The following is a 24,099-nucleotide window of genomic DNA, read 5'->3' as shown; positions in this document are numbered from 1 at the left end:
ATGAGCCCACGCCTGCGCCATCTCACCACGCTGGAAAACATGCCGCGCGACACGATCGAGCGCCTGCTCGACCGCGCCGAAGCGCTGCGCGACGCCTGCGCGCACGGCACGCGCAAGCTCAACGTGCTGGGCGGGCGCACGGTGCTGAACCTTTTCTTCGAACCGTCCACGCGCACGCGCACCTCGTTCGAGCTGGCCGCGCGCCGTCTTGGCGCCGACGTGGTCAACTTCGATATCGGGTTTTCCTCCACCAGCAAGGGAGAGGAGCTGTTCGACACGCTGCACACGCTTGAGGCGATGCATCTGGATGCGATCGTGGTGCGGCACAAGCAGTCCGGCACGCCTGACGAACTGGTACGGCACGCGATGAGCGGCGTGTCGGTGATCAACGCCGGCGACGGCAATCGGGCGCATCCGACCCAAGGACTGCTCGACGTGCTGACCATTCGCCAGCACCGGCCGGACTTCGAGAATCTGGTCGTGGTGATCTGCGGCGACATCAAGCACTCGCGCGTGGCGCGCTCGGACATCCATGCGCTCAGCGCGCTGGGCACCAGGGAGATCCGCGTTTGCGGACCCTCCACGCTGATGCCGTCGGCCGAGGAATTTCCCAGGGTTCACTACGTCGACAACTTCGACGAGGCGATTGAGGGCGCCGATGCGGTGATCACCCTGCGCCTGCAGAAGGAGCGCATGGCGGCGATCGACCTGCCCGACGAAGCGGCCTATTTCAGCCACTACGGCCTGGACCAGCGGCGCCTCGCCCTGGCAGCAAAAGGCTGCCTGGTCATGCATCCCGGTCCGATCAACCGGGGCATCGAGATCGCCTCGGACGTGGCCGACGGCGCCCAGTCCCGCATCCTCGAGCAGGTCGGCAACGGCGTATTCGTGCGCATGGCCGTGCTGAGCGAGCTGCTGGCGCGCTAGCCAGGTCGTCCGGGCGACCCAGAGCGTCCCGGTGGGCGATCGCAAACTTATCGTTAAATTGCCGCACCGCGGCAACCCGCAACGCGGCATAATGTGCCCGCGACACTCATAAACACTGGGGATGATCATGCGATCGACGACGCGCTTCATCGCGCTGGGCTTCGCCGGCTTCGCGCTGGCAGCTTGCGCGCACAAGGACAAGGACGCGCCGCTGGCCTTTGCGCCGGCCGACACGCCGTACGTGGTAGCCAATCTGGACGTGCTGGACGACGACACGCGCAAGGCGCTGCTGACGCAGGCCGATATGCAGCTGCCTTCGCAGCTGGCGCAGCTCAACGCCGCCGCCGATCAGATGGCCAAGAAGGATCCCGATGGCGCCCGGCTGATGCACGCGCTGGCGGCCGAATTCAACGGCAAGACGATCGAGACGTTTGCCCAGAATGCCGGCCTCGACCTCAAGGGCTATTCCGCGCTCTACGGTATCGGCCTGTCGCCGGTGCTGCGCATCGGCCTGAGTGATCCGAAAGCTTTCGACGGTTTCGTCGGCCGACTGGAAACTGCCTACGGCAAAAAGCTCGATGTCGCCAGCGTCGGCGCACAAAGCTATCGCAGGTACACCTTTGCCGCTTCGGGCACTCAGGCCATTCTGGCCATGGTGGGCAAGCAGGCTGTACTGACGCTGCTGCCGGCCGACGCGGCACCGGCGCTGCTGCGTCAGGCGCTCGGCCTTGACCGCCCTGAAAAAAGCCTGCAGGACGACGGCCGTCTGGCCGCGCTGGCCAAGGCCAAGGGCTATCAGAACTGGGTCGTCGGCGATCTCGACCTGACCCGCGCACTGCCCATGGCGATCAGCGGCAGCGATCCGCTGATCGCATCGATCATCAAGGCCCACGCCGCGGCAGAATCGGCCAAGACCGGCGAGCCGGTCGCCAACCAGCTGCAGACCTCGCCCAGCTGCGCGCCCGAGGCCACCCGAATTGCCGCGCGCGTGCCGACCATCAGCTTCGGTTACACCCAGCTCGATACCGGGCATCAGAACGTGCGCTTCGACATCGCGCTGGCCGACGACATCAGCAAGGCGTTTTCCGAACTGAAAGTGGAGCTGCCTGGCCTGGGCAGCCCCGGCACTGCACCGTTCGACGTCAGCGTTGCGCTGCCGGTCGCACAGCTGCGCACGTTCTGGTCGGCGCAAGCCGATGCGGTCGCCGCCAAGCCGTTCACCTGCCCTGCGCTCACCGACCTGAATGACGGCTTCGCCAAGATCGGGCCGGCGATGCAAAAGGCCGCGATCCCGCCGTTCGGCGACATGCTGGGGCTGCGCATCGCCCTGGATACGCTGACGCCGGCGAAGGATGGCGGCTTACCCGTATTCACCGGGCGGGTCCTGCTCGGCTCCAACAACCCGACCGGGCTGCTGGCGATGAGCCAGATGATGGTCCCGGCGCTGGCGCAGCTGAAGCTCACCACCAACGGACCACCGGCCGCCCTGCCCAAGGACATGGCCAGCATGCTTGGTCAGCCGGCCTGGATCGCGCTGGGCGACAAGGCCATTGCCATCGGCATCGGCGCCGGCGAAGACGCGCAGCTGGCCGATACGCTGAAGGCACCGACCGGCGACCCTGGCCGCACCGGCCGCATGCACTTGACTGGCGCCATGTATCTGACCTGGCTGCAGCTGATGGAAGCCAAGGCCGACAGCCTTTCCGCAACTGCCGCCGCACTTGCCAAGAATAATGACGACCCGTCCCTAGACGGCGCCGACGCCGGCACGGATGACCCCGCTCAGATCGCTGCCGATGCGGCACGCTCGAAGGCGCAGTTCGATGCGATGAAAGCCCAGGCTGCACGTGTCAGCAGCATTGATGCGGAGGCGCATGTGGAAGCGGACGACATGGTGATCACCAGCCAGACCACGTTGAAATAGAGCGCCTTCTCCCAGTCGCGACGCGAAAACCGGGGTGCCCGCGCGCTCCGGTTTTTTTTCGCGAATTTTCTGTTGCCCGCCGCCGAGCAAGATCTGGCACGGCTTCACGTCGCAAACTGCCATGCGCCTTGCATCACGGCTTCGATCACTTGCTGAACCAACGCACGGCACGGCCACATCATTTTCACGCATCGACTGTTGCCATATGCGCCACGGAAGCCGGGAACAACGGCGACCAACTGTCGCTTTGACAGACTTCCACCACCAAGGAGATAGCCATGCGTAAACATTCACTGATTCGTAGCAGCCTCATTGCCGCCGGCCTGATGGTCGCCTTCGCAGCTGTTCCGGTTAGCCAGGTCATGGCCCAGGATTCGGCGACCTCCAACCAGACCGTGCCGGAGAAAGCCGCTGACGGCCTGATCACCACCAAGATCAAGTCGGTGCTCGCCACCACCAAGGGCATCAAGTCCACCGATATCTCGGTGACGACGGTCGAGGGCGCCGTGACCCTGACCGGCACAGCCACCAGCAGCAAGGAAAAGGCGCACGTGGTTCGCGTGACCAAGAAAGTGAAGGGCGTGAAGAGCGTCGACGCCTCGGGCCTGACGGTCTCGGCTGCGTCGGCTTCGGGCTCCAGCAGCGGCATGTAATTGCGCTCATCTCGCTGCCGACCGGCCGCGACAGGTAGGAAAAAAGGAGCCGCGAGGCTCCTTTTTTTTGTGATCCACGCCGTCAACCGAACGGCCACAAGCCCAGAGCATTCACACGGGTGCGAACCGGTTGCGTACCCTGGCCACCGAAAGCGGCCACCCGCCCGGAAAACCTTTTTCCAAATTTTGGTAGCGCAATCATTTAAGCAGCGATAGCATGCCCCTGCCGCTTCATCAACCGCTCGCCCTGGCAGAAAGTGCCGGGCGCGGCGACCAGCTCGGATAGGGGAACGACCATGAACCACGAGTCATCCGATTTCGCTCAGCCAGACAACGTCCGCCCAAGCGTGAACCTCGGTCGTTCGATCCAACGAAGCCTGATGGGCCTGGGCATGGCCGCGGCGCTTACTCTCGCCCCGCCCAGCGTGTTTGCCCAGACCGCTGATGGCCCGGGCCCGCGGCAGGAGCCCGCCAAGAGCTTGCCCGTGCCGCATGCGGACATCAGTCCCGGCATGCAGAAGCTGATCGCCGGCCCGCTGAATCCCGACTGGAACGATCAGTGGAAAACCGGTGCGGAGGCACGCGCCTACGCCAACAAGCAGGCGGCCGGCGCGGTAAAGACCATTCCGGGAATGCTGCAGCGCCTGCATGTATCCGTCAAACCCGCCGTGATGGCAGGAGTTAAGGTCTTCGTCGTCACGCCGGATACGATTCCATCGGAGAATCGCGACAAGGTTCTGATCCACGTTCACGGCGGATGCTACGTGCTGTTCCCCGGCGAATCGGGCACGACCGAGGCCATCATGATGGCCGGATTCGGTCACTACAAGGTGATCTCGGTCGACTACCGGATGCCGCCCGAGGCCTATTTTCCGGCGGCGCTGGATGATGCTGTCGCCGTCTACAAAGACGTGCTCAAGACCACGCCGGCCAGGAACATCGCCTTTTTCGGCACCTCGGCCGGTGGTGCGCTCACGCTGGAGATGGTGCTGCGCGCCCGCGCCGAAGGATTACCTGTGCCTGGCGCGATTGCGCCCGGTACGCCGATGTCCGACGTCACCAAGACCGGCGACAGCTTCCAGACCAATGAAAAGGTCGACAACGTGCTTGTCTCCCGCGACGGCTTCTGCGACGCCGGCACGGTCATCTACGCGCACGGCCATGATCTGAAGGACCCGCTGCTGTCGCCGGTCTACGGCGACATGCACGGATTCCCTCCGGCGATTTTGACGACCGGCACGCGCGACCTGCTGCTGAGCAACACCGTGAGGGTGCACCGCAACTTGCTCCGAGCTGGCGTGGAAGCCCAGCTCGAGGTGTTCGAGGGAGAGTCGCACGCGCAGTATCAGTTCGACGATCAGTTACCCGAGACCAAAGAAGCGTTCGAAGAAATCGGCACCTTCTTCGGCAAGCATCTCGGCCACTGATTCCAGCGTGTCGAAACGCGCTGGAATCGACGCGAGGGCCCACACTCGTCAGCGGTTGAGCAAGTTGCTGCCGCCGCCAAAATTCTGCGAGCTGCGCGTTTCTTCCAGCTCCACGCCGTCCAGCCCCTGCGACAGGGTATGCGCATCGCCGCCCTGCGCCAGCTTGATGCGCAGGCGCACTTCGTTGGAGCTGTCGGCGTAGCGCAACGCATCCTCGTAGGATATCTCGCCGGCGTGATAAAGCTCGACCAGGGATTGGTCGAATGTCTTCATGCCGAGCAGGGTCGACTCCTTCATCACTTCCTTGAGCTTGTGCAGGTCGCCCTGGCGGATGTAATCCTGCACCAGCGGCGTGCCCAGCAGCACTTCCACCGCCACGCGGCGAGCCTTGCCGTCGGGTGTGGGGATCAGCATCTGCGCCACGATGCCCTTGAGATTCAGCGACAGATCCATCAGCAGCTGCTCGCGCCGATCCTCGGTAAAGAAGTGCAGGATGCGGTCCATCGCCTGGTTAGCGTTGTTCGCGTGCAGCGTGCACAGGCACAGATGGCCCGTCTCGGAAAAGTTGATCGCGTGTTCCATCGTCTCGCGCGTGCGCACCTCGCCGATCATGATCACATCGGGCGCCTGGCGCAGCGTGTTTTTCAGCGCGTTTTCCCAGCTGTCGGTATCGATGCCGAGCTCGCGCTGCGTGATGATGCAGCCCTCGTGCTTGTGCACGTACTCGATCGGATCCTCGATGGTGATGATGTGGCCGGTCGAGTTCTGGTTGCGGTAGCCGATCATCGACGCCAGCGAGGTCGATTTACCGCTGCCGGTGGCACCGACGAAAATGATGATGCCGCGCTTGGTCATCGCCAGCTGCTTGATCACCGGCGGCAGGGTCAGTTCTTCCGGCGTGGGAATCTTCGACTCGATCCGGCGCAGCACCATGCCGACGCAGTTGCGCTGGTAGAAGCACGACACGCGGAAGCGGCCCACGCCCTGCGCCGAAATCGCGAACTGGCATTCGTGGGTTTTCTCGAACTCCTCGCGCTGTCCCGGCGTCATCACATTGAGCACCATGTCGCGCGCCTGTTGCACACTGAGCGGGCTCTGGGTGATCGGCACGATCCGGCCCTGCACCTTCATCGACGGCGCCACGCCTGCCGTGATGAAAAGATCGGACGCCTTCTTGTGCACCATCAACTTCAGGAACGAGGTGAAATCAAAATCGCTCATGGCGTGGCTCCTTCGGAGCGGGCAACGGGGAACAGGGAATGGGGAACAAGAAATGCGCAGCGAGCGGCGTGATTTCGGTTCAGATCTTGATAAATAGGTACTTCAGAGCGGCGCGCATCAATCAGCCGGGCATCCGGCGTTCCCCGTTCCCTATGCCCTGCCGGGCCACCTCGGGTGGTTCCCCGCTTCATTTGAAGGTGTCCTTGTTCTTCGCATAGGTCGACGCTTCCTGGCGTGACACCAGGCCGCGCTTGACCAGATCCTGCAGGCACTGATCCAACGTCTGCATACCGAACTGCTGGCCGGTCTGGATCGACGAATACATCTGCGCCACCTTGTCCTCGCGGATCAGGTTACGAATCGCCGGAATACCGACCATGATCTCGTGCGCGGCGATTCGGCCGCCGCCCACCTTCTTCAGCAGCGACTGCGACACCACCGCGCGCAGCGACTCGGACAGCATCGAGCGCACCATCGGCTTTTCGCCGGCGGGGAACACGTCGATGATGCGGTCGATGGTCTTGGCCGCCGAGCTGGTATGCACGGTGCCGAACACCAGATGGCCGGTTTCCGCGGCGGTCAGCGCCAGGCGAATGGTTTCCAGATCGCGCAGCTCGCCAACCAGGATGTAATCGGGATCTTCGCGCAGCGCCGAACGCAGCGCTTCGTTGAAGCCCAGCGTGTCGCGATGCACTTCGCGCTGATTGACCAGGCACTTCTGCGAGGTATGCACGAATTCGATCGGGTCCTCGACCGTCAGCATGTGGCCGTATTCGTTCTTGTTGATGTGGTCGACCATGGCCGCCAGCGTGGTCGACTTGCCCGAGCCGGTCGGACCGGTCACCAGAATCAGACCCTGCGGCTGCTCGATCAGCTGCTTGAACACCGGCGGGCAGCCCAGGTCTTCCAGCGTTAGCACTTCCGACGGAATGGTACGGAACACCGCACCGGCACCGCGGTTCTGGTTGAACGCGTTGACGCGGAAGCGCGCCAGTCCGGGAATCTCAAACGAGAAGTCGGTTTCGTAGAATTCTTCGTAATCGCGGCGCTGCTTGTCCGACATGATGTCGTACACCAGCGAATGCACCTGCTTGTGCTCCAGCGCGGGAATATTGATGCGGCGCACGTCGCCGTCGACGCGGATCATCGGCGGCAACCCGGCGGAAAGGTGCAAATCCGAGGCCTTGTTCTTTACCGAGAAGGCAAGCAGTTCGGCAATGTCCATCTATGTGTTCCCCTGAACCAATCGTCTGGATGACTTGAATTTTATGGCGCGGCGTAAGCGCCGCATCGCGGATGGCGATGATGTTCGCACGGATGAACGGCCGTCGCGCATCCTGCGCGCGCCGCTTGTCTGTCAACGAAGTACCCCGATCCCCTTGCAGCCCGTTCGATACTACTCGCGCAACAGGCTGTACGGCCAGTCTTTTTCCGCCCTAGCCACGCGAATAACCGATGCCCTTTGCAGGATTTTCGTAAAACCCCAGCGATGGCCATCAGCTCGTCGAAGTCAACCGACCAAAGCGACTCAGTGTCGCCGCCACGCCAACAAGAAGGCATCGCCAAGGGCCCGCCTCCGGTAAGGTAGCGGCCTGGACAAATGCTCTTTGAGGGAACCTGAATGGCACGACTAGCCTTCATCGGCGGCGGCAACATGGCGCGCAGCCTGATCGGCGGCCTGCTGAAAACCGGCATGCCCGCCGCCGCCATCAGCGTGGCCGAACCGATGGCCGATGCGCGTCACGCGCTGGGCCGCGAATTCGCCGTCGCCTGCTACGCCGATAATCGGCTCGCCGTCGCCGAGGCCGAAGTGATCGTGCTGGCGGTGAAGCCGCAGATCATGCCGGCCATCCACGCCGAGCTGCGCGACACCCTGCAGCGCAACCGCCCGCTGCTGATCTCCATCGCCGCCGGCGTGCGGCTGGATCAGCTCGAGCGCTGGTTCGGCGCGCACCTGCCGATCGTGCGCTGCATGCCCAACACGCCCGCCCTGATTGGCGCCGGCGCCACCGGCCTGTGCGCCAATCACCGGGTCGGCCCGGCGCAGAAAGCGCAGGCTCAGCACATTCTCGACGCCGCCGGACTCACCCGCTGGATCGATGACGAGACGCTGATGGACACCGTCACCGCGCTGTCAGGCTCCGGCCCCGCGTATTTTTTCATGCTGGTTGAAGCGCTCGAAGCCGCGGCCGCGGCGCAGGGCCTGCCGCGCGATACCGCGCGCGCGCTGGCGGCACAAACCTGCCTTGGCGCCGGCCGCATGCTGGTCGAGGGCGGCGAAGATCCCGGCGTACTGCGCCAGCGCGTCACCTCGCCCAACGGCACCACCCAGGCAGCGCTGGACAGCTTCGCTGCCGATGAACTGCCGCGCATCGTCGCGCGCGCCGTCGCCGCCGCCACCCACCGCGGCACTGAACTCGCCGCCAGTCTGGATACCATCTCGTGAGCTACCTGCTGAGCGCCGTTTCCCTGCTGATCGAACTGGCCTTCGATGCCGTTATCACCCTGCTCGTTGTGCGGCTGCTCGCCGAAGCCTGCCGCGCCGATTTCAACAACCCGCTAAGCCAGTTCGTCTATCGCTACACGAACCCGGTGCTGGCACCGGTGCGCCGAGTGATCCCCAACTGGCGCCGCATCAACCTCGCCGCGCTGCTGCTCGCGTGGCTTGCCATGCTGCTGAAGCGGCTCGTGCTGTTTCTGATTATCGGCGTGATGCCGCACGCGCTCGGCCTGGTGCTGCTGGCCTTCGCCGAGCTGCTCGATTTTCTGCTGCTGTTCTATCTGGTGCTGATCTTCGCCTGGTCGCTCATGAGCATGCTGGCCGTGGATCGGCGCCAGCCGCTGCTGCGCCTGGCGGGCGCCATTGTCGAACCCCTGCTGCAGCCGCTGCGCGGCAAGCTGACCGCGGGAAATATCGACTTTTCGCCGACGGTGGTGATGGTGGGCCTGCTGCTGGCGCGGATATTGATCGCGGCACCGCTGCTCGATGTCGGCACCCGACTGGCCATGATCGGCTGATCCGTCTTCCGTCAAGGCGCCTGCCATCCTCTGGCATGGCGCCGATGCGCTAGCATGCGCCGTCATTCATACGGAACCTGCGCATGAAAGCTAACCGGCATCGCCTGCCTCTCTGTCTGCTGGTAACCACGATCGTCACCTTGACAGGCGGTTGCGACCGGGCACCGCCGCAAGCGCCGCAGGCAACGGCAGCCGCTGCCACGGCCGCAATGGCAGCCTCGACCGCGGCCACGCCCGACGTGGTCGCGGCCAATATCGACAGTGCGATAAAGCCCGGTGACGACTTCTTCAGCTTTGCCAACGGCGCATGGCTGAAGAGCCATCCGATTCCGGCCTCCGAGGCCGAATGGGGCATCGGCAAGCTGGTGCAGGAGGACCTCTACGACAAGCTGCGCAAGATCAGTGAGGACGCCGCCGCGACGAAGCAGACGGCCGTCGGCAGCGACGAGCAGAAGATCGGCGACTTCTGGAGCACGGCCATGGACAGCGCCCTGGCCGAGCGCCAGGGCCTGACCCCACTGAAGCCCGAGCTTGATCGCATCGATGCGATTACGAATGTGCAGGGCGCACTCGATGCGGCCTTCGAGCTGCAGCCGCTGGGTGTCGATGCGTTCTTCGACGTCGGCGTACAGCAGGACGAAAAGCAGAGCGACGTGATGGCGGTCTATCTGGCACAGGGCGGCCTGGGCCTGCCCGACCGCGACTACTACTTCAACACCGAGGCAGGCGTGGCAAAGGCACGGACGGCTTACGTCGAACACTTGCAGCGGATGTTCAAGCTGCTCGGCAAGGACGATGCCGCGGCGAGCGACAGCGCCACCAAGGTGATGGCTTTTGAGACTTCGCTGGCCAAGGTCTCGCGGCCGTTGGCCGACCTGCGCGACCCGCAGAAGAACTACAACAAGATGGCGCCCGCCGACCTCACCCGCCAGCTCACGCCGGACATCGCGTGGAGCGTGCGGCTGCATGCCTGGAAGCTTGATCCGTCGTACGTCATCGTCGGCCAGCCCGAATTTTTCGATGGCTTGCAGAAGCTGCTCACCCAGACGCCGTTACCCGTGCTGCGCGAGTACCTGCGCGTGCACCTGGTCGACGCATACGCCTCGACGCTGGGCAAGGCTCTGGACGATGAGCATTTCGACTTCTACGGCCGCGTGCTCACCGGCCAGAAGGAGCAGCGACCGCGCTGGAAGCGCACGCTCGACGCGGAAAACCGCGCGATCGGCATGATCCTCGGCCGCATCTTCGTCAAGGAATACTTTCCGGAGAAGACCAAGCAGCGCTACAACAACCTGGTTGAGGCGATCCGCACGGCCTATGGCGAGCGCATCGACAAACTCGACTGGATGAGCGACGCCACCAAGGCCAAGGCACGCGAAAAGCTGGCCGCAGTGACCAAGAAGGTGGGCTACCCGGACAAGTGGAAGGATTACTCCGCGCTGCAGATCGGCCGCGACGCCTATGCGCAGAACGAGATGAAAGCCCGGCGCTGGGCTTTCAACGATCGCGTAGCGAAATTCGGCAAGCCGGTCGACCGCGCCGAGTGGGACATGACCCCGCAGACCTACAACGCCTACTACAACCCGTCGAACAATGAGATTGTGCTGCCGGCCGCGCAGTTTTCGATCCCCGGCTTCAAGGACGACGAGGTCGATGATGCCGTCGTCTACGGCTATGCGGCGGCATCGACCATCGGCCATGAAATCACCCACGGCTTCGACGACGAAGGCCGCCAATTCGATGCCAAAGGCAACCTGTCGGACTGGTGGAGCAAGGACGACGCGAAGAAATTCGGCGAGCGCGCCGACGTGCTGGTCAAGCAGTTCGACGCCTATGAACCGTTGCCGGGACTGCACATCAACGGGCGCGCCAGCCTGGGCGAAAACATGGCCGACTTCGGCGGCGTGCTGATCGGCCTGGATGCCTTCAAGAAGACCGCGCAATACAAGAAGGGCGAGAAGATCGCCGGCTATACGCCGTTGCAGCGCTTCTTCCTCGGCTACGCGCTGTCGTGGATTTTCGAGGAGCAGGACGCCCTGCTGCGTCGCGGCCTGCTCAGCGACGTGCACGCCCCGGCCAAGTGGCGCGTGAATGGGCCGCTATCGAACATCCCCGAGTTCTACCAGGCATTTGACGTCAAGCCAGGTCAGCCGATGTGGCGCGACGAAAAGGATCGCGCGCACATCTGGTAAACCGGTGTCTGATACTGACCCGCGCCACCTCGGCGCGGATCATCCTTGCCGCGCCGACCAGCCAAGAATGATCCGGTGAATCGCATCGAGCCCATCAAACAACGCCGCCGGGCCGGGCTGCAAAATGATCGGTGACTTGATCTCGTAAAGATCGCCATGGATCACCGCAGGGATGGTTTCCCAACCCGGCCGCGCCGCCACCTTCTCAGGTCGGAAGCGCTTGCCGCACCACGAGCCGAAGATGATATCGGGCGCACGGCGTATCACGTCGTCGCCGTTGGCCAGGATGCGCTGCTTGGCCAGCGGTTCGCGCGCGAGTTCGGGAAAGCAGTCGTCGCCGCCGGCGATGCCAATGATGTCGGCGACCCAGCGGATGCCGCTGATGATCGGTTCGTCCCATTCCTCGAAATAGACTTTCGGCCGGCGCGGCAGCGCCGCAACAGAGGCGCGAATATCGGCGATATGCTGCTCGGCGCGCAGCGCGTATGCCTCGGCTTTCGCGCTGGCGCCAACCATCGCGCCGAGGCGGCGGATGTAGGCAAGGATGCCGTCGACGCTGCGATGGTTGCTGATCCACACCTCGACGCCGCATTTGATCAGCTCGCGCGCGATGTCGGCCTGGATATCGGAAAAGCCGATCGCCAGATCCGGCTCCAGCTTCATGATTTCGCCGATCTTGGCGCTGGTGAAGGCGGAGACTCTCGGCTTTTCCTTGCGTGCTCGCGGCGGGCGCACGGTGAAGCCGGAGATGCCGACGATGCGATGCTCCTCGCCGAGCGCATACAGCACCTCGGTGGGCTCTTCGGTCAGGCAGACGATGCGCTGCGGGTAGTAATCGGCCACGTTGCGATCAGTCATAAAATCAAGTGTTTCGCGCTCACTGGCCGAGCACCGTCACCGCCACCTTGCGCTGGTGCGCACATGTGCGGTGTTCCCACAAATAAATGCCCTGCCACGTGCCCAGCTGCAGGCGGCCATCGCCGACCGGCACGGTCAGCGTGACACCGGTGAGCGCGGAACGAACATGCGCTGGCATATCGTCCGGGCCTTCCGCGTCGTGCTCGAACAACGGATCACCGTCGGGCACCGCGCGTGCGAACCAGCGCTCAAGATCGCGGCGCACGGCCGGGTCGGCGTTTTCGCTGATCAGCAGCGAGCAGCTGGTATGCGCGGTGAAAATATTGGCGATGCCGATTTGCACGCCGCTGGCGGCCACCAGATTATCCACTTGCGCCGTGATGTCGGTGAAGCCGCGGCCGCGGGTCGGTACCGTCAATGCGTTTTGTGCGACCCGCTCGACGGAGGCCGGCCGACTCATGGATAAAGCAGCCTGCTGGTCCAGGTCTGACCGTGGCGATTCCAGCGCGTGCGCTCGTGCAGGCGGAACTCGGCGCCGTGCCAGAACTCGACCATGTCCGGCTCGACCAGAAATCCACCCCAGTGCGGTGGGCGGGTGACGTCTCGGCCCTCGAATTCCTTTTCGTACTTAGCCACGCGCTGCTCGAAGGTGTCGCGATCGGGCAGCGTCTGCGATTGCAGCGAGGCCCATGCGCCGATTTGGCTGCCCCGGGGCCGGCTGGCGAAATATGCATCCGAATCGGCCGGCTGCACCTTGCGCGCGAGTCCCTCGATCCGAACCTGGACGCCGTGGCGCAGCTGCTTCCAGTGGAAGCACAGGGCCACCTGCGGATGCGCATCGAGCTGACTGCCCTTGTCGCTCTGGTAATTGGTATAAAAGCGGAAGCCGCGTTCGTCGACATCCTTCAACAGAACGATGCGCGAGGCGATGCGTCCGGAGGCGTCCACGGTGGACAGACTCATGGCCGTGGGTTCACGGTCGTCGCTGGCCTTGGCTTCATCCAGCAGGCTTACAAATGTACTGAGGATTTCGGGGTTGAGCATGGCGGTCAAAACTTTCCTTTTGCATCGTGGTCAACTCGCGCCATCATGGCGCGGATGAACCACCCCCATGATAGTGCAATGCGTCATCTATCCCGTATCGTCCATGCAGGTGACGTGATGGCGTATTGCCGCGACCGGATCCTGTGGGGCGTCCGCAGCGTGGTCACCGCCGCGGGTTGCAAAGCAGGCCTTGCGCCATGACGGCGGCGGAGGGCAACGCGCAAAACGAGGCCCTTGCCGGCCACCTGCTGGACCAGTACGCCGGCCGCATTGCCCGCTCGCGCCGGCCTTACATTCTCGGGCTGTCCGGCTTGCAGGGCAGCGGCAAAAGCACCCTGGCCAAAGTGATGAAAGCCCAGGCCGAAGCGCGCGGCTGGCACACCGAGGTGCTGTCGCTGGACGATTTCTACTACTCGCGCAGCGATCGCGAGGCGCTGGCCCACCAAGTGCATCCGCTGCTGCGCACGCGCGGCGTACCGGGCACGCACGAGATCGAGCTGATGATGTCGGTGCTGGCGGCGCTGCCGAAGGCATCGGACAGGCTGCCGGTAGCGCACCCGCGTTTCGACAAGGGCCGCGATACGCGCATTCCGCCCTCGCGCTGGCCACGCTCGACCACGCCGCCCAAGCTCGTCATCGTGGAGGGCTGGGCGCTGGGCATCCGGCCCCAGAGCGAGGCGGCGCTGGCCGAACCCATCAACGAACTGGAGCGCGTCGAGGATCCCGACGGCAGCTGGCGCCACTGGGTCAACAAGCAGTTGCGCGGCTACCAGCCGCTATGGCGCAAGTTCGACGCGCTGATCGTGCTGCAGGCGCCGAGCTGGGACATCGTGCGCCGCTGGCGCAGCGAGCAGGAAGAGAACCTGCTCGCGCGCCACGCGCCGCTGGCGATGGAAGCCGACGCGATGGTGCGCTTTCTGGCGCACTACGAACGCCTGAGCCGGCACGCGCTGGCAACGCTGCCCGCGCTGGCCGACAGCTGCGTCGAATACGACGACGACCGCCACGTGATCGCGCTCAATCACGGCTGATCGAACGCGCGACGGACTCCCGGGTACAGCGGCCAAAGGATGATCGGCGGGATTCGCTACTCTCGCATTTCGGTTCAATGCGATGAAAGTGCCAACGCGGCGGCGTAGCCCTCGCGCGAATCCGGCCAGCGCGGCACGAAGCCGCTGGCGCGCAGCCGCGCGTTGCTGAGCCGCTTGCTGCCGATGCCGGCGGGCGGCGGTCCGTCCGGCGGCGGATCCACGCCAATCAATGCCGCTAGCGCGTCGTACAACACGTCGAGCGGCAGCGGCGTGTCGTCGGCGCCGAGATAAAGCGGCAGCGGATCATCCAGCTGCAGAAGGTGGACGATCGCGGCGGCAGCATCGTCGGTATGGATGCGATTGGCCCAGTGCGTCGCCTGGCGCGGCACGCGAACCTGGCCGGCACGCAGGCGATCGAGCAGGTGCAGCTGACCCGGGCCATAAAGCCCCGCCAGCCGCAGGGTGATCGAGCTGACCGGCTGCATCGCCAGCCATTGCTCCGCTTCCAGCAGCACCTTGCCATTGAAACCGTACGGTGCGACCGGCGTCGCTTCATTTACCCAGCCGCCGTCGTGATCGTCATATACCGCGCTGGAGGAAACAAACAGCGCGCGTTGCAACGTGGCGTCATCGAGTGCCGCCATCACGTGACGCAGGCCGTCGACGAAAGTGGCGCGATAGGCCGCCTCGTCGCGCCGGTCGGGCGTGGGCAGATACACCAGCTGGCTGATGCCGCCAGGCAGCGCGCGCAGGCTGTCGGCGTCGGTGAGATCGCCGCTGAGCCAGTGGATGCCGCTATCGTCGCTGGACGGCGGTCGACGCCGCAGCGCCCACACCGCGTCGCCCCGCGCCAGCAACCGCTTCGCCACGCGCAGGCCCACGTCGCCACAGCCCGCCACCAATACGCGTTCGCTCATGCAGCCTCCTCAATCGCCGCTTCGCTACAGCCGCCAGCGCGCGCCCTGTTAGCATTTACCCATGAATCCGTCGCACAACCTGTTCATCATCGGCCCGACCGGCGCCGGCAAAACGTCCATCGGGCGTCGCCTTGCCGTGCATTATGGACTGCCGTTCGTCGATATCGACCAGGAGATCGAGCGCCACTGCGGCGTCGATGTAAGCACCGTGTTCGAGCTCGAAGGCGAAGCCGGCTTTCGCCAGCGCGAGAGCGACGCCATCGACGAGTGCAGCCAGCGCGGCGGCGTGCTGATGGCCACCGGCGCCGGCGCCGTGCTGGCCGCGCTCAACCGCAGGCACATGATCGAACGCGGCTACGTGGTGTGGCTGCAGGCCAGCGTGGCGCAGCAGCTGGAGCGGCTCGAACGTGACCATCACCGTCCATTGCTTCAGGTCGCCGATCGGCACGAGCGCCTGCAGGCGATGGCGCAGATTCGCGAACCCCTGTATCGCGACATCGCCGACCTTGCCGTACCGGGCGAACACGGCAGCGTGAGCACCGCCACCGAACGCAGCATCGCGTTGATCGATCATTACTGGCAGCGCCTTCCGCTCGCCTCACAGCAGACCGCATGAATCTTCCCGCCATCGAAACCATTACCGTTGCGCTCGGCGAGCGCAGCTATCCCGTCTCCATCGGCAGCGGCCTGCTGGCCGATCATGCGCTGTGGCGCGCTGCGCTGCGCGGCAAGCACGTGCTAGTGATGAGCAACACCACCGTTGCGCCGCTGTATCTCGATCACGTGGCCAAAGGACTCGAAGGCCTGTCCTGGTCGTCGCTGCTGCTGGAAGATGGCGAGGCGCACAAGAGCTTCGCCAACATCGGCGTGGCGCTGGACGCGCTGGCGAAACTCGGCGCCACCCGCGACGCGTGCATCATCGCGCTGGGCGGCGGCGTGATCGGCGACATGGCCGGCTTCACCGCGGCGTGCTGGATGCGCGGCATCGATTTCATCCAGATGCCGACGACGCTGCTGGCGATGGTCGACTCCTCGGTTGGCGGCAAGACCGGCGTCAACCTGCCGGCCGGCAAGAATCTGGTCGGCGCGTTTCATCAGCCGCGCGCGGTGTTTGCCGATATCGATACGCTGATCACCCTGCCCGACCGCGAATACCGGGCCGGTCTGGCCGAAGTGGTGAAAGGTGCGGCGATTGGCGACGAGCCGTTCTTCCACTGGCTGGAGCACCACGCCGACCGGCTCGCCGCACGCGACAGCACGACCCTGCTCGAAGCCATCGCGCGCAAGGTGCGCTACAAGGCCGGCGTGGTCGCGCGTGACGAAACCGAACAGGGCGAGCGCGCCCTGCTCAACCTCGGCCACACCTTCGGCCACGCGCTGGAAACCGCCGGCCACTACACCACCCTGCTGCACGGCGAAGGCGTCGCCGTCGGCATGCTGCTGGCCGCGCAGCTGTCCGAGCGCCTGAGCATGAGCGAACCCGCCGACACCACCCGCCTGCACGCCCTGCTGCACACGCTTGGCCTCCCGACCGCCATACCCGCCGGCATGGATCCGCAGCAGCTGCTGGCACTGATGCGGCTGGACAAGAAAAATACCGCCGGTTTGCTGCGACTGATTTTGTGGCGCGGCATCGGGCGGGCGGAGATTGTTTCGGGCGTTGCCGAAGCCGATGTACTGGCGACGCTTGAAGCGGCCGTTACGGGCTAAAAACAGGCCGTTGCTTAGCACTTCATGAAAAACCTGATTGCCGGTGGCGTCGTCGCCGTAGTGAAATTCATGGTCATCGCCGTGGTCTGGAATTTCGTGTTGTTCAATCTCGGTCGCGTGACGATGCTGGTCGTTACGTTGGGACGTTATCCCAGAGGCCGAGCGCTGGAGAACGACAGCAACCGTGTCGCCGTCACGGGGCTTATCATTCTGGTCTGCGTGTGGTCAGCCATTGCGATCTACAACAACGTTGCGCATGTCGAATACGCGTATTAGCCGATCGCCTTGATCAACCCGCTCGCTACCAGCCGGCCAGCCTTCTAGAATGTCAGGCTTTGCGGCTTCTCTCGCCGCATCGCCCCTCGGGAAACCATGCGCCTCTACATGCAAACCGTGCCCGGAAACACCGACGCACCGCGCTATGTCCAGATCACGCTGGAGCAGGATCTGCTCGGCGGCTGGACGCTGTACCGCGAATCGGGCAATCAGGGCGGTCGCGCCGCGCTCAAGCGCGAGCAGTATCTGGAGCGCGACGAGGCCGTTGCCGCGTTCGAAAAAGCCCGCGACGCGCAGCTCAAGCGCGGCTTCCGCGTGATGTTTGCGCAAGGCCTGGAAGGCCCGTACGGGCGCTGACATGACCGAACTCAAGAACGACCGCTTCCTGCGCGCGCTGCGCCGCGAGCCGACTGATACCACGCCGATCTGGGTGATGCGCCAGGCCGGCCGTTACCTGCCCGAATATTGCGCCTCGCGCTGCCGCGCCGGCAGCTTTATGGCGCTGGCGCAGAATCCCGAGCTGGCCTGCGAAGTCACCCTGCAGCCGCTGGCGCGCTTCGATCTGGACGCGGCGATTCTGTTTTCCGACATCCTGACCATTCCCGATGCGATGGGTTTGGGCCTGACGTTTACGCAGGGCGAAGGCCCGCGCTTCGCGCATCCCGTGCGCACGCGCGGCGACATCGAGAAGCTCGCCGTGCCGGATATGGACGCCGAGCTGCGCTACGTGATGGATGCGGTGCGCTTGATCCGCAAAGAACTCGACGGCCGCGTGCCGCTGATCGGCTTTTCCGGCAGCCCGTGGACGCTGGCCTGCTACATGGTCGAGGGCTCGGGCTCGAAGGATTTCGCCACGCTCAAGGCGATGTGCTGGAACGAACCGAAGCTCGCGCACCACCTGCTCGACACCCTGGCGCAGGCAGTCGCGGCCTATCTCATCGCCCAGGCCGCCGCCGGCGCGCAGACGCTGATGGTGTTCGACACCTGGGGCGGCCTGCTTGGCCCCGCGCCGTTTCGCGAATTCTCACTGCGCTATATGACCCATGTCGTCGATGCATTGAAGGCCAGCCCGCACAGCCGGGACCTGCCGATCGTGCTGTTCTCCAAAGGAGCGGGTCAGCATCTGGGCGCACTGGCCGACACCGGCTGCACCGCACTTGGCGTCGACTGGACGATAGACCTGGCCGATGCCCGCACCGCGGTCGGTGGCCGGGTGGCGCTGCAGGGCAATCTCGATCCGGCGATTTTACGCGCCGGCCCCGACGTGATCCGCCGGGAAGCGCGCGCCGTGCTCGACAGCTACGGCCGTCATCCCGGCCACGTGTTCAATCTCGGCCACGGCATCACGCCGGAAGTCGACCCCGAGCATGTGAAGGTGCTGGTGGATGAAGTGCACGCCTACGGAAAAACGCTGCGCGGCTAACGCTTTACCCCTTCTCCCCGTCGGGGAGAAAGCTGGAATGAGGGCGGGTGCTCGCCAAATGGCAGAAGCCTTGCACGCTCGGGAACTATCCGCATCGTCTTTAACCAAGTTCGACTTCCGCAGCAGCACGCGCCGACGATTTTACCCGTCGATGACGCCCGTCCTGATATACCTCGACGCCTTCGATTAACTACCAGGACATCCCATGGATCTGCAGCTTGCCGGCAAACGCGTACTGATCACCGGCGGTTCCAAAGGCATCGGCCAGGCCGTTGCCGAACTGCTGGCAGCCGAGGGCTGCGACCTTCGCCTGGTCGCCCGCGACGGCGCAGCGCTGGAAGAAATAGCCACCGCGCTGCGCGCCCGTTTTCCCGTGCAGGTGGAAACCATGGCAGCCGACCTGTCGACGGATGCTGCCGTCGGTGCGGTTGCCGACTGGGCCGGCGAGATCGATGTCCTGGTCAACAACGCCGGCGCGATTCCGCCGGGCACGCTCACGGCCATCGACGACGAGGCCTGGCGCAAGGCGTGGGATCTCAAAGTGTTCGGCTATATCTCGCTCAGCCGCGCGGTCTATCCGATGATGGCCAAGCGCAAGCAGGGCGTCATCGTCAACGTGATCGGCGCCGCCGGCCAGTGGCTGCCGCCGGGCTATATCGCCGGCGCCACCGGCAATGCGGCGTTGATGGCCTTCACCAAGGCGCTCGCACGCGGCAGCCACGCCGACGGCATTCGCGTCGTCGCCATCAACCCCGGGCCGGTGGAAACCAAACGCCTGGAAACCATGCAGCGCGCCAACGCCGAGCGCGAGCTGGGCGACGCCGAGCGCTGGCGCGAAATGTTCAAGACCATGCCGTTCGCACGCCCCGCCAAGCCGTCGGAAATTGCCGCTGCCGTGGCGTTTCTCGCCAGCCCGCTATCGGGCTACACCTCCGGCACCGTGCTGACGATCGACGGTGCGGTGTAGCTGAAAAACACCACGCTTCGTAGGTTGGCGGTGAACGAAGTGAACCCCAACGCACTTCAGCCAATATTCCACTTGCCCCGGCCAAGAAAAGCTCGCGCAAGCAAGCTTCTCGTACGTTGCTGTTGGGCATCGCTTCGCTCAGCACCAACCTACGCAGCTATACCTCAGGAACGGTGCTAACGATTGATAGCCCGATGTAGGTTGGCGCCGAGTGCAGCGATGCCCAATGTTCTTCATTCACTATTTCGTGACGTGCCGTTGGGCTTCGCTTCGCTCAGCACCAACCTACGTTGTTCGCGGCGGCTCATGCGATCGCGTCGCTGAAACTCAGTGCTTGTCAGCACTCGCTTTCGTCCACACCGCCACATAATCCACCAGCATCGGGTGCCCGGGCTCGGTCTTCTCATTGGGCGTCGGTACGCCGCCGGCCATGGCATACGAAAACCCGCCGCCCATTGCGACGTTCAGCAGCAGAAAATAGCCGCCCTGCCCGGTAATCTCGTTCCAGGTTGCCGCGGGCAGCTGGTTCTGCGATACGTGATCGTAGAGTTTGCCGTCGACGTACCAGCGAATCTGCATCGGCGATATGCTGCGGTCCCACTCGAAGGTGTAGACATGAAACGCTGCCTGGCAGGTAGTGTCGTCGCATGACGCGCGGCGACCAAGGCCATCGGGTTCGCCGCATGGGCCGCCGGGATAAACGCCGCAATGCAGGATGCCCCAGACGCTGTTGATGCCGTTGACGTTTTCCATGATGTCGAACTCGCCCGCCTTGGGCCACAGACCATCCTTTCGATAGCTCTGGCCAAGCGCCCAGAACGCTGGCCAGTAACCCTGCGCCGCTTGGTCGGCAACGTACGGCATCTGGATGCGCGCTTCGATGCGCAGCACACCGTGCACGGGCGGCCTGAAGTTGCCTTGCCGGGTCTCGATGCGAGCCGAGGTCCAGTGGCCGGATTTATCGCGCAGCGGCGTGATCCGCAAATGGCCCTGCCCATCCAGGCTCACATTTGCCTTGTTGGCGGTATAGGTCTGGATTTCACCGGTGCCCCACTGCGGCGGCCCCGACGGATATCGATGCCCGGTATCCAACCGCCAGCGCGCGCGCGAAGGCAGCGTATTGGCGGCGCCGTTGAAATCATCGCCGAACTGCAGCCTCCATCCCTCTGGCCTGGGGATGGCGGCGTGAGCATTCGAGATGCCCGTTACAGAGCCAAGGCCGACCGCACCGCTGACCAGCAGCCACAGCACACGCAGCGTGGACCAGCGACAACAACCATCCATGATGTCCGACAAATACTTGAAACTTAATCGCACGCAAAAACCTTTTGAAGTCAAAATCTTTTGCTCGAACCGCGCGCTTATGCCGTTGAAAACGGCGTCAGGACGGTGTTTCGCTCTACCGCGACCGTGTCATTGAGGCAGCGCGATAGCGGTCGTGCATGCCTATAGTCCCGGCTGCAAACGTAGCCTCGGGTGAACGCCGATCTTCCAAGCGCTTGCCAAATTGCCTGCTGCTTCAAGCGGGCGTGCCATCGATGAAGGCTTTGGCAGCCCCATCCCGGCCCCGTACAATGGGATTTCTGCCGTTGCCCACCCGCGCGCCTTCAACCAGGCGCCACTGCGAGTCCCCATGGAAAAAAGTTTCGAACCCGCCCAGATCGAGTCCAAGTGGTACGCACAGTGGGAAGTCAGCGGTGCGTTCAAGCCCGCGGGCGCTGACGATAAAAACCGGGGCGAGCCGTACTGCATCCTGCTGCCCCCGCCGAACGTCACCGGCACGCTGCACATGGGCCACGCGTTTCAGCAGACGGTGATGGACATGCTGGTGCGCTATCAGCGCATGCGCGGCATGAACACGCTGTGGCAGGTGGGCACCGACCATGCAGGCATCGCCACGCAGAAAATCGTCGAGAACCAGCTCGCGGTGGAAAACCAGACCCGCCACGACCTCGGCCGCGAAGCCTTCGTGGAACGCGTGTGGAAGTGGAAGGAGGAATCCGGCTCCACCATCACCCACCAGATGCGCCGCATCGGCACCGCAGCCGACTGGTCGCGTGAGCGCTTCACCATGGACGAGGGTTTGTCCGCCGCCGTGCGCAAGGTGTTTGTCGAATGGTATCGCGCGGGCCTCATCTATCGCGGCAACCGGCTGGTGAACTGGGACCCGGTGCTGGGCACCGCGGTGTCCGATCTGGAAGTGAATAACGTCGAGCGCGATGGGTCGATGTGGTCGATCCGCTACATGGTCAGCGGCAGCGACGAAAGCCTGGTGGTGGCAACGACGCGCCCGGAAACCATGCTGGGCGACGTGGCCGTGGCCGTGCATCCGGATGACGAGCGCTATCAGCATCTGATCGGCAAGATGCTGAAGCTGCCTCTTACCGATCGCGAAATTCCGGTCATTGCGGACGACTATGTGGACAGGGATTTCGGCACCGGTTGCGTAAAGATCACGCCGGCGCACGACTTCAACGATTACGCGATCGGTCAGCGGCACAAGCTGCCGCCGATCACCATCTTCACCCTTGAGGCGAAGGTCAACGAAAACGGCCCGACGAAGTACCGCGGCCTCGACCGCTACGACGCGCGCAAGCAGCTGCTCGCCGACCTCGATGCCGCCGGCCTGCTGGTCGAAACCAGGCCGCACAAGCTGCAGGTGCCGGTCAGCGACCGCTCCGACGCCGTCATCGAGCCGATGCTGACCGACCAGTGGTTTGTCGATCTCACGACGGACGTCCAGACGGATGGACGTCCGGGCGGCCGCAAGGCGATCACCGAGCCTGCGCTCGACGCCGTGCGTTCGGGTGACATCAAGTTCGTTCCGGAGAACTGGACCAGCACGTACATACAATGGCTGGACAACATCCAGGACTGGTGCATCAGCCGCCAGCTCTGGTGGGGCCACCGCATCCCGGCGTGGTACGACGAAGCGGGCAACATCTTTGTCGGCGAAGACGAGCTTGATGCACGCGCCAACGCCGGCACGCCGCCGGTCGGCGCGCTGCGCCAGGATGAGGATGTGCTGGACACGTGGTTCAGCTCGGCGCTGTGGCCGTTCTCCACGCTGGGATGGCCTGCCAACGGACCAGTGAAGAACGAGCGCGGCGAGATGGTCGCCAACTGGGCGGACGATAAAATTTTCCTGCCCAGCGCGGTGCTGGTCACCGGCTTCGACATCATCTTTTTCTGGGTCGCGCGCATGGTGATGGCGACCAAGTACTTCACCGGCCAGATTCCGTTTCGCGAGGTGTACATCAACGCCATCGTGCGCGATGCGGAAGGCAAGAAGATGTCCAAGTCCAAGGGCAATACGCTGGATCCGCTCGACCTGATCGACGGCATCGAGCTGCAGCCGCTGCTGGAAAAATCGACCAGGTCGCTGCTGATTCCGCAGGTGCGCGAAAAAGTCGAAAAGCGGATCCGCAAGGATTACCCCGACGGCATTCCGTCGATCGGCACCGATGCGCTGCGCTTCACCTTTGCCGCGCTGGCCAGTTACAGCCGCACCATCAATTTCGACATCAAGCGCGCCGAGGGCTACAAGGCATTTTGCAACAAGCTGTGGAACGCGGCGCGCTTCGTGCTGATGAACGTGGCGGAAGGCGAGATCGCCGCACCCGCCAGCGCGCCAGCCACCGAAGCGGAGCGCTGGATTCTTACCCGCCTCAAGCAGACGCTCGGCGACGTCGAGCAGCACTTTGCCAGCTACCGCTTTGACCATCTGGCGCAGGCGCTGTACGAGTTTGTCTGGAACGAGTTCTGCGACTGGTTCCTGGAGCTGTCCAAGCCGGCGCTGGGTGGCGACGATGCAGCCGCCGCCACATCCACCCGCCGCACCCTGCTCGTGGTGCTGGAGGCGGTGCTGCGCGCGCTGCATCCGATCATCCCCTTCATTACCGAGGAGATCTGGCAGGAGTTGCCCGCGACCGCGCGGAGCGCCGCCGTATCTGCATCGGAAGCATCCAGGGCGCTGATCCTCGAACGCAGCTATCCGCGCACGGAAGATTACGCGAGCGACGAAGCAGCCACCGCCGAGATCGAATGGTTCAAAAACGTGCTCAGCGGCATCCGCCGCATTCGCTCGGAAATGAACATCTCGCCGGCGAAAATTATTCCGCTGTTGCTTGCCGACGGTGACGCCAACGATCGCTCGCGCATTGCCAAATTCGCCGCACAGATCAGCTTCCTCGCTCGTGTCGAGGCGCCGCAGTGGATCGACAGCAGTGCCGACGAACCCGCCGCGGCGGCCGCAGTCGTCGGCGCATTGCGGGTGCTGATTCCGCTGGCCGGCCTGATCGACCTGGGCGCCGAGAAGGCGCGACTGACCAAGGAAATCGCCCGCATCGAAACCGAAATCAAAAAATGCGAGGGCAAACTCAGCAACGCCAGCTTCGTCGCCAACGCGCCGGCGGAAGTCGTACAGCAGGAACGCCAGCGCATCACCGACTGGACCCAGCAGATCAGCGCCCTGCGCGAGCAGGCGCAGAAGCTGGGATAGCAAGAGAATG

General features: G+C 64.2%; 22 protein-coding genes. 15 read left to right on the top strand and 7 right to left on the bottom strand.

The window, feature by feature from the left end:
* From ACDK93_RS05175 to ACDK93_RS05160, 4 genes are all read left to right on the top strand, one after another.
* Positions 1-927: an aspartate carbamoyltransferase catalytic subunit gene (locus ACDK93_RS05175; RefSeq protein ID WP_458071523.1), complete on the top strand. Its 927-nt coding sequence runs from the start codon at positions 1-3 to the stop codon at positions 925-927.
* A 127-nt stretch (positions 928-1,054) separates the two neighbouring features.
* On the top strand, positions 1,055-2,851 hold the full coding sequence (locus ACDK93_RS05170) for a hypothetical protein (RefSeq protein WP_458071522.1): 1,797 nt from the start codon (positions 1,055-1,057) through the stop codon (positions 2,849-2,851).
* A gap of 278 nt (positions 2,852-3,129) precedes the next feature.
* Positions 3,130-3,504: a BON domain-containing protein gene (locus ACDK93_RS05165; RefSeq protein ID WP_458071521.1), complete on the top strand. Its 375-nt coding sequence runs from the start codon at positions 3,130-3,132 to the stop codon at positions 3,502-3,504.
* 296 nt (positions 3,505-3,800) lie between these two features.
* Positions 3,801-4,931, top strand: coding sequence for an alpha/beta hydrolase (locus ACDK93_RS05160; RefSeq protein WP_458071520.1), 1,131 nt, complete (start codon positions 3,801-3,803; stop codon positions 4,929-4,931).
* Between the two features lie 48 nt (positions 4,932-4,979).
* Here the strand turns inward: ACDK93_RS05160 and ACDK93_RS05155 are convergent, their stop codons facing one another.
* Positions 4,980-6,152, bottom strand: coding sequence for a PilT/PilU family type 4a pilus ATPase (locus ACDK93_RS05155; RefSeq protein WP_458071519.1), 1,173 nt, complete (start codon positions 6,150-6,152; stop codon positions 4,980-4,982).
* 187 nt (positions 6,153-6,339) lie between these two features.
* Complete coding sequence (locus tag ACDK93_RS05150) at positions 6,340-7,377, bottom strand: type IV pilus twitching motility protein PilT (protein WP_179477465.1); 1,038 nt, start codon at positions 7,375-7,377, stop codon at positions 6,340-6,342.
* Positions 7,378-7,773: 396 nt separating this feature from the next.
* Between ACDK93_RS05150 and proC the strand changes: the two genes are divergently transcribed.
* From proC to ACDK93_RS05135, 3 genes are all read left to right on the top strand, one after another.
* Positions 7,774-8,598, top strand: coding sequence for a pyrroline-5-carboxylate reductase (proC, locus tag ACDK93_RS05145; RefSeq protein WP_458071518.1), 825 nt, complete (start codon positions 7,774-7,776; stop codon positions 8,596-8,598).
* On the top strand, positions 8,595-9,170 hold the full coding sequence (locus ACDK93_RS05140; protein ID WP_458071517.1) for a YggT family protein: 576 nt from the start codon (positions 8,595-8,597) through the stop codon (positions 9,168-9,170). The genes proC and ACDK93_RS05140 overlap by 4 nt, the downstream gene beginning before the upstream one ends.
* Positions 9,171-9,253: 83 nt before the next feature.
* Positions 9,254-11,362, top strand: a complete 2,109-nt coding sequence (locus ACDK93_RS05135) for a M13 family metallopeptidase (RefSeq protein ID WP_458071516.1) — start codon at positions 9,254-9,256, stop codon at positions 11,360-11,362.
* 39 nt (positions 11,363-11,401) lie between these two features.
* Here ACDK93_RS05135 and ACDK93_RS05130 read toward each other — a convergent pair whose 3' ends face one another.
* From ACDK93_RS05130 to pdxH, 3 genes are read right to left on the bottom strand one after another with little or no spacing between them, the layout of a single operon-like run.
* Positions 11,402-12,220 carry a cobalamin-binding protein gene (locus ACDK93_RS05130; RefSeq protein ID WP_458071515.1) on the bottom strand — a complete coding sequence of 273 codons (819 nt, stop codon included), beginning with the start codon at positions 12,218-12,220 and terminating at the stop codon, positions 11,402-11,404.
* Between the two features lie 19 nt (positions 12,221-12,239).
* The gene (locus ACDK93_RS05125; RefSeq protein ID WP_458071514.1) at positions 12,240-12,680 is read right to left on the bottom strand and encodes a secondary thiamine-phosphate synthase enzyme YjbQ; all 441 of its coding nucleotides are present in this window, start codon (positions 12,678-12,680) and stop codon (positions 12,240-12,242) included.
* On the bottom strand, positions 12,677-13,264 hold the full coding sequence (pdxH, locus tag ACDK93_RS05120) for a pyridoxamine 5'-phosphate oxidase (protein WP_458072346.1): 588 nt from the start codon (positions 13,262-13,264) through the stop codon (positions 12,677-12,679). The genes ACDK93_RS05125 and pdxH overlap by 4 nt, the downstream gene beginning before the upstream one ends.
* Positions 13,265-13,461: 197 nt before the next feature.
* Between pdxH and ACDK93_RS05115 the strand changes: the two genes are divergently transcribed.
* Positions 13,462-14,295 (top strand): kinase, encoded by an 834-nt coding sequence (locus ACDK93_RS05115; RefSeq protein WP_458071513.1) that lies wholly within the window; start codon positions 13,462-13,464, stop codon positions 14,293-14,295.
* 74 nt (positions 14,296-14,369) lie between these two features.
* Here ACDK93_RS05115 and ACDK93_RS05110 read toward each other — a convergent pair whose 3' ends face one another.
* Entirely contained in the window at positions 14,370-15,212 is an 843-nt protein-coding gene (locus ACDK93_RS05110; RefSeq protein ID WP_458071512.1) for an NAD-dependent epimerase/dehydratase family protein, read from the bottom strand.
* A gap of 61 nt (positions 15,213-15,273) precedes the next feature.
* On the opposite strand from ACDK93_RS05110, the gene ACDK93_RS05105 reads away from it, so the two are divergent.
* The 6 genes from ACDK93_RS05105 (at position 15,274) to ACDK93_RS05080 (ending at position 19,588) form a co-directional block, all read left to right on the top strand.
* Positions 15,274-15,828 carry a shikimate kinase gene (locus ACDK93_RS05105; RefSeq protein WP_458071511.1) on the top strand — a complete coding sequence of 185 codons (555 nt, stop codon included), beginning with the start codon at positions 15,274-15,276 and terminating at the stop codon, positions 15,826-15,828.
* Positions 15,825-16,922 (top strand): 3-dehydroquinate synthase, encoded by a 1,098-nt coding sequence (gene aroB, locus ACDK93_RS05100; RefSeq protein ID WP_458071510.1) that lies wholly within the window; start codon positions 15,825-15,827, stop codon positions 16,920-16,922. Before ACDK93_RS05105 ends, aroB begins: the two co-directional genes overlap by 4 nt.
* 24 nt (positions 16,923-16,946) lie before the next feature.
* Positions 16,947-17,198 carry a hypothetical protein gene (locus ACDK93_RS05095; protein ID WP_458071509.1) on the top strand — a complete coding sequence of 84 codons (252 nt, stop codon included), beginning with the start codon at positions 16,947-16,949 and terminating at the stop codon, positions 17,196-17,198.
* 96 nt (positions 17,199-17,294) lie between these two features.
* Positions 17,295-17,555: a WGR domain-containing protein gene (locus tag ACDK93_RS05090; RefSeq protein ID WP_458071508.1), complete on the top strand. Its 261-nt coding sequence runs from the start codon at positions 17,295-17,297 to the stop codon at positions 17,553-17,555.
* Between the two features lies 1 nt (position 17,556).
* The gene (hemE, locus tag ACDK93_RS05085) at positions 17,557-18,621 is read left to right on the top strand and encodes a uroporphyrinogen decarboxylase (protein WP_458071507.1); all 1,065 of its coding nucleotides are present in this window, start codon (positions 17,557-17,559) and stop codon (positions 18,619-18,621) included.
* A gap of 205 nt (positions 18,622-18,826) precedes the next feature.
* Positions 18,827-19,588 carry a short-chain dehydrogenase/reductase gene (locus ACDK93_RS05080; protein ID WP_458071506.1) on the top strand — a complete coding sequence of 254 codons (762 nt, stop codon included), beginning with the start codon at positions 18,827-18,829 and terminating at the stop codon, positions 19,586-19,588.
* A 327-nt stretch (positions 19,589-19,915) separates the two neighbouring features.
* Here ACDK93_RS05080 and ACDK93_RS05075 read toward each other — a convergent pair whose 3' ends face one another.
* Positions 19,916-20,905, bottom strand: a complete 990-nt coding sequence (locus ACDK93_RS05075; RefSeq protein ID WP_458071505.1) for a glycoside hydrolase family 16 protein — start codon at positions 20,903-20,905, stop codon at positions 19,916-19,918.
* 316 nt (positions 20,906-21,221) lie between these two features.
* Between ACDK93_RS05075 and ACDK93_RS05070 the strand changes: the two genes are divergently transcribed.
* Positions 21,222-24,089, top strand: a complete 2,868-nt coding sequence (locus ACDK93_RS05070) for a valine--tRNA ligase (protein WP_458071504.1) — start codon at positions 21,222-21,224, stop codon at positions 24,087-24,089.
* The last annotated feature ends 10 nt before the right edge of the window (positions 24,090-24,099 follow it).

The organism is Rhodanobacter sp. BL-MT-08 (genome assembly GCF_054161255.1).
Note: the sequence above shows the minus strand (reverse complement) of the source record. Positions and strands in the feature narration are given on the sequence as shown.

Coding starts and splice junctions, on each gene's coding strand:
- ACDK93_RS05175 (WP_458071523.1), top strand. CDS start 1: ATGAGCCCACGCCTGCGCCATCTCACCACGCTGGAAAACATGCCGCGC.
- ACDK93_RS05170 (WP_458071522.1), top strand. CDS start 1,055: ATGCGATCGACGACGCGCTTCATCGCGCTGGGCTTCGCCGGCTTCGCG.
- ACDK93_RS05165 (WP_458071521.1), top strand. CDS start 3,130: ATGCGTAAACATTCACTGATTCGTAGCAGCCTCATTGCCGCCGGCCTG.
- ACDK93_RS05160 (WP_458071520.1), top strand. CDS start 3,801: ATGAACCACGAGTCATCCGATTTCGCTCAGCCAGACAACGTCCGCCCA.
- ACDK93_RS05155 (WP_458071519.1), bottom strand. CDS start 6,152: ATGAGCGATTTTGATTTCACCTCGTTCCTGAAGTTGATGGTGCACAAG.
- ACDK93_RS05150 (WP_179477465.1), bottom strand. CDS start 7,377: ATGGACATTGCCGAACTGCTTGCCTTCTCGGTAAAGAACAAGGCCTCG.
- proC (WP_458071518.1), top strand. CDS start 7,774: ATGGCACGACTAGCCTTCATCGGCGGCGGCAACATGGCGCGCAGCCTG.
- ACDK93_RS05135 (WP_458071516.1), top strand. CDS start 9,254: ATGAAAGCTAACCGGCATCGCCTGCCTCTCTGTCTGCTGGTAACCACG.
- ACDK93_RS05130 (WP_458071515.1), bottom strand. CDS start 12,220: ATGACTGATCGCAACGTGGCCGATTACTACCCGCAGCGCATCGTCTGC.
- ACDK93_RS05125 (WP_458071514.1), bottom strand. CDS start 12,680: ATGAGTCGGCCGGCCTCCGTCGAGCGGGTCGCACAAAACGCATTGACG.
- pdxH (WP_458072346.1), bottom strand. CDS start 13,264: ATGCTCAACCCCGAAATCCTCAGTACATTTGTAAGCCTGCTGGATGAA.
- ACDK93_RS05115 (WP_458071513.1), top strand. CDS start 13,462: ATGACGGCGGCGGAGGGCAACGCGCAAAACGAGGCCCTTGCCGGCCAC.
- ACDK93_RS05110 (WP_458071512.1), bottom strand. CDS start 15,212: ATGAGCGAACGCGTATTGGTGGCGGGCTGTGGCGACGTGGGCCTGCGC.
- ACDK93_RS05105 (WP_458071511.1), top strand. CDS start 15,274: ATGAATCCGTCGCACAACCTGTTCATCATCGGCCCGACCGGCGCCGGC.
- aroB (WP_458071510.1), top strand. CDS start 15,825: ATGAATCTTCCCGCCATCGAAACCATTACCGTTGCGCTCGGCGAGCGC.
- ACDK93_RS05095 (WP_458071509.1), top strand. CDS start 16,947: ATGAAAAACCTGATTGCCGGTGGCGTCGTCGCCGTAGTGAAATTCATG.
- ACDK93_RS05090 (WP_458071508.1), top strand. CDS start 17,295: ATGCGCCTCTACATGCAAACCGTGCCCGGAAACACCGACGCACCGCGC.
- hemE (WP_458071507.1), top strand. CDS start 17,557: ATGACCGAACTCAAGAACGACCGCTTCCTGCGCGCGCTGCGCCGCGAG.
- ACDK93_RS05080 (WP_458071506.1), top strand. CDS start 18,827: ATGGATCTGCAGCTTGCCGGCAAACGCGTACTGATCACCGGCGGTTCC.
- ACDK93_RS05070 (WP_458071504.1), top strand. CDS start 21,222: ATGGAAAAAAGTTTCGAACCCGCCCAGATCGAGTCCAAGTGGTACGCA.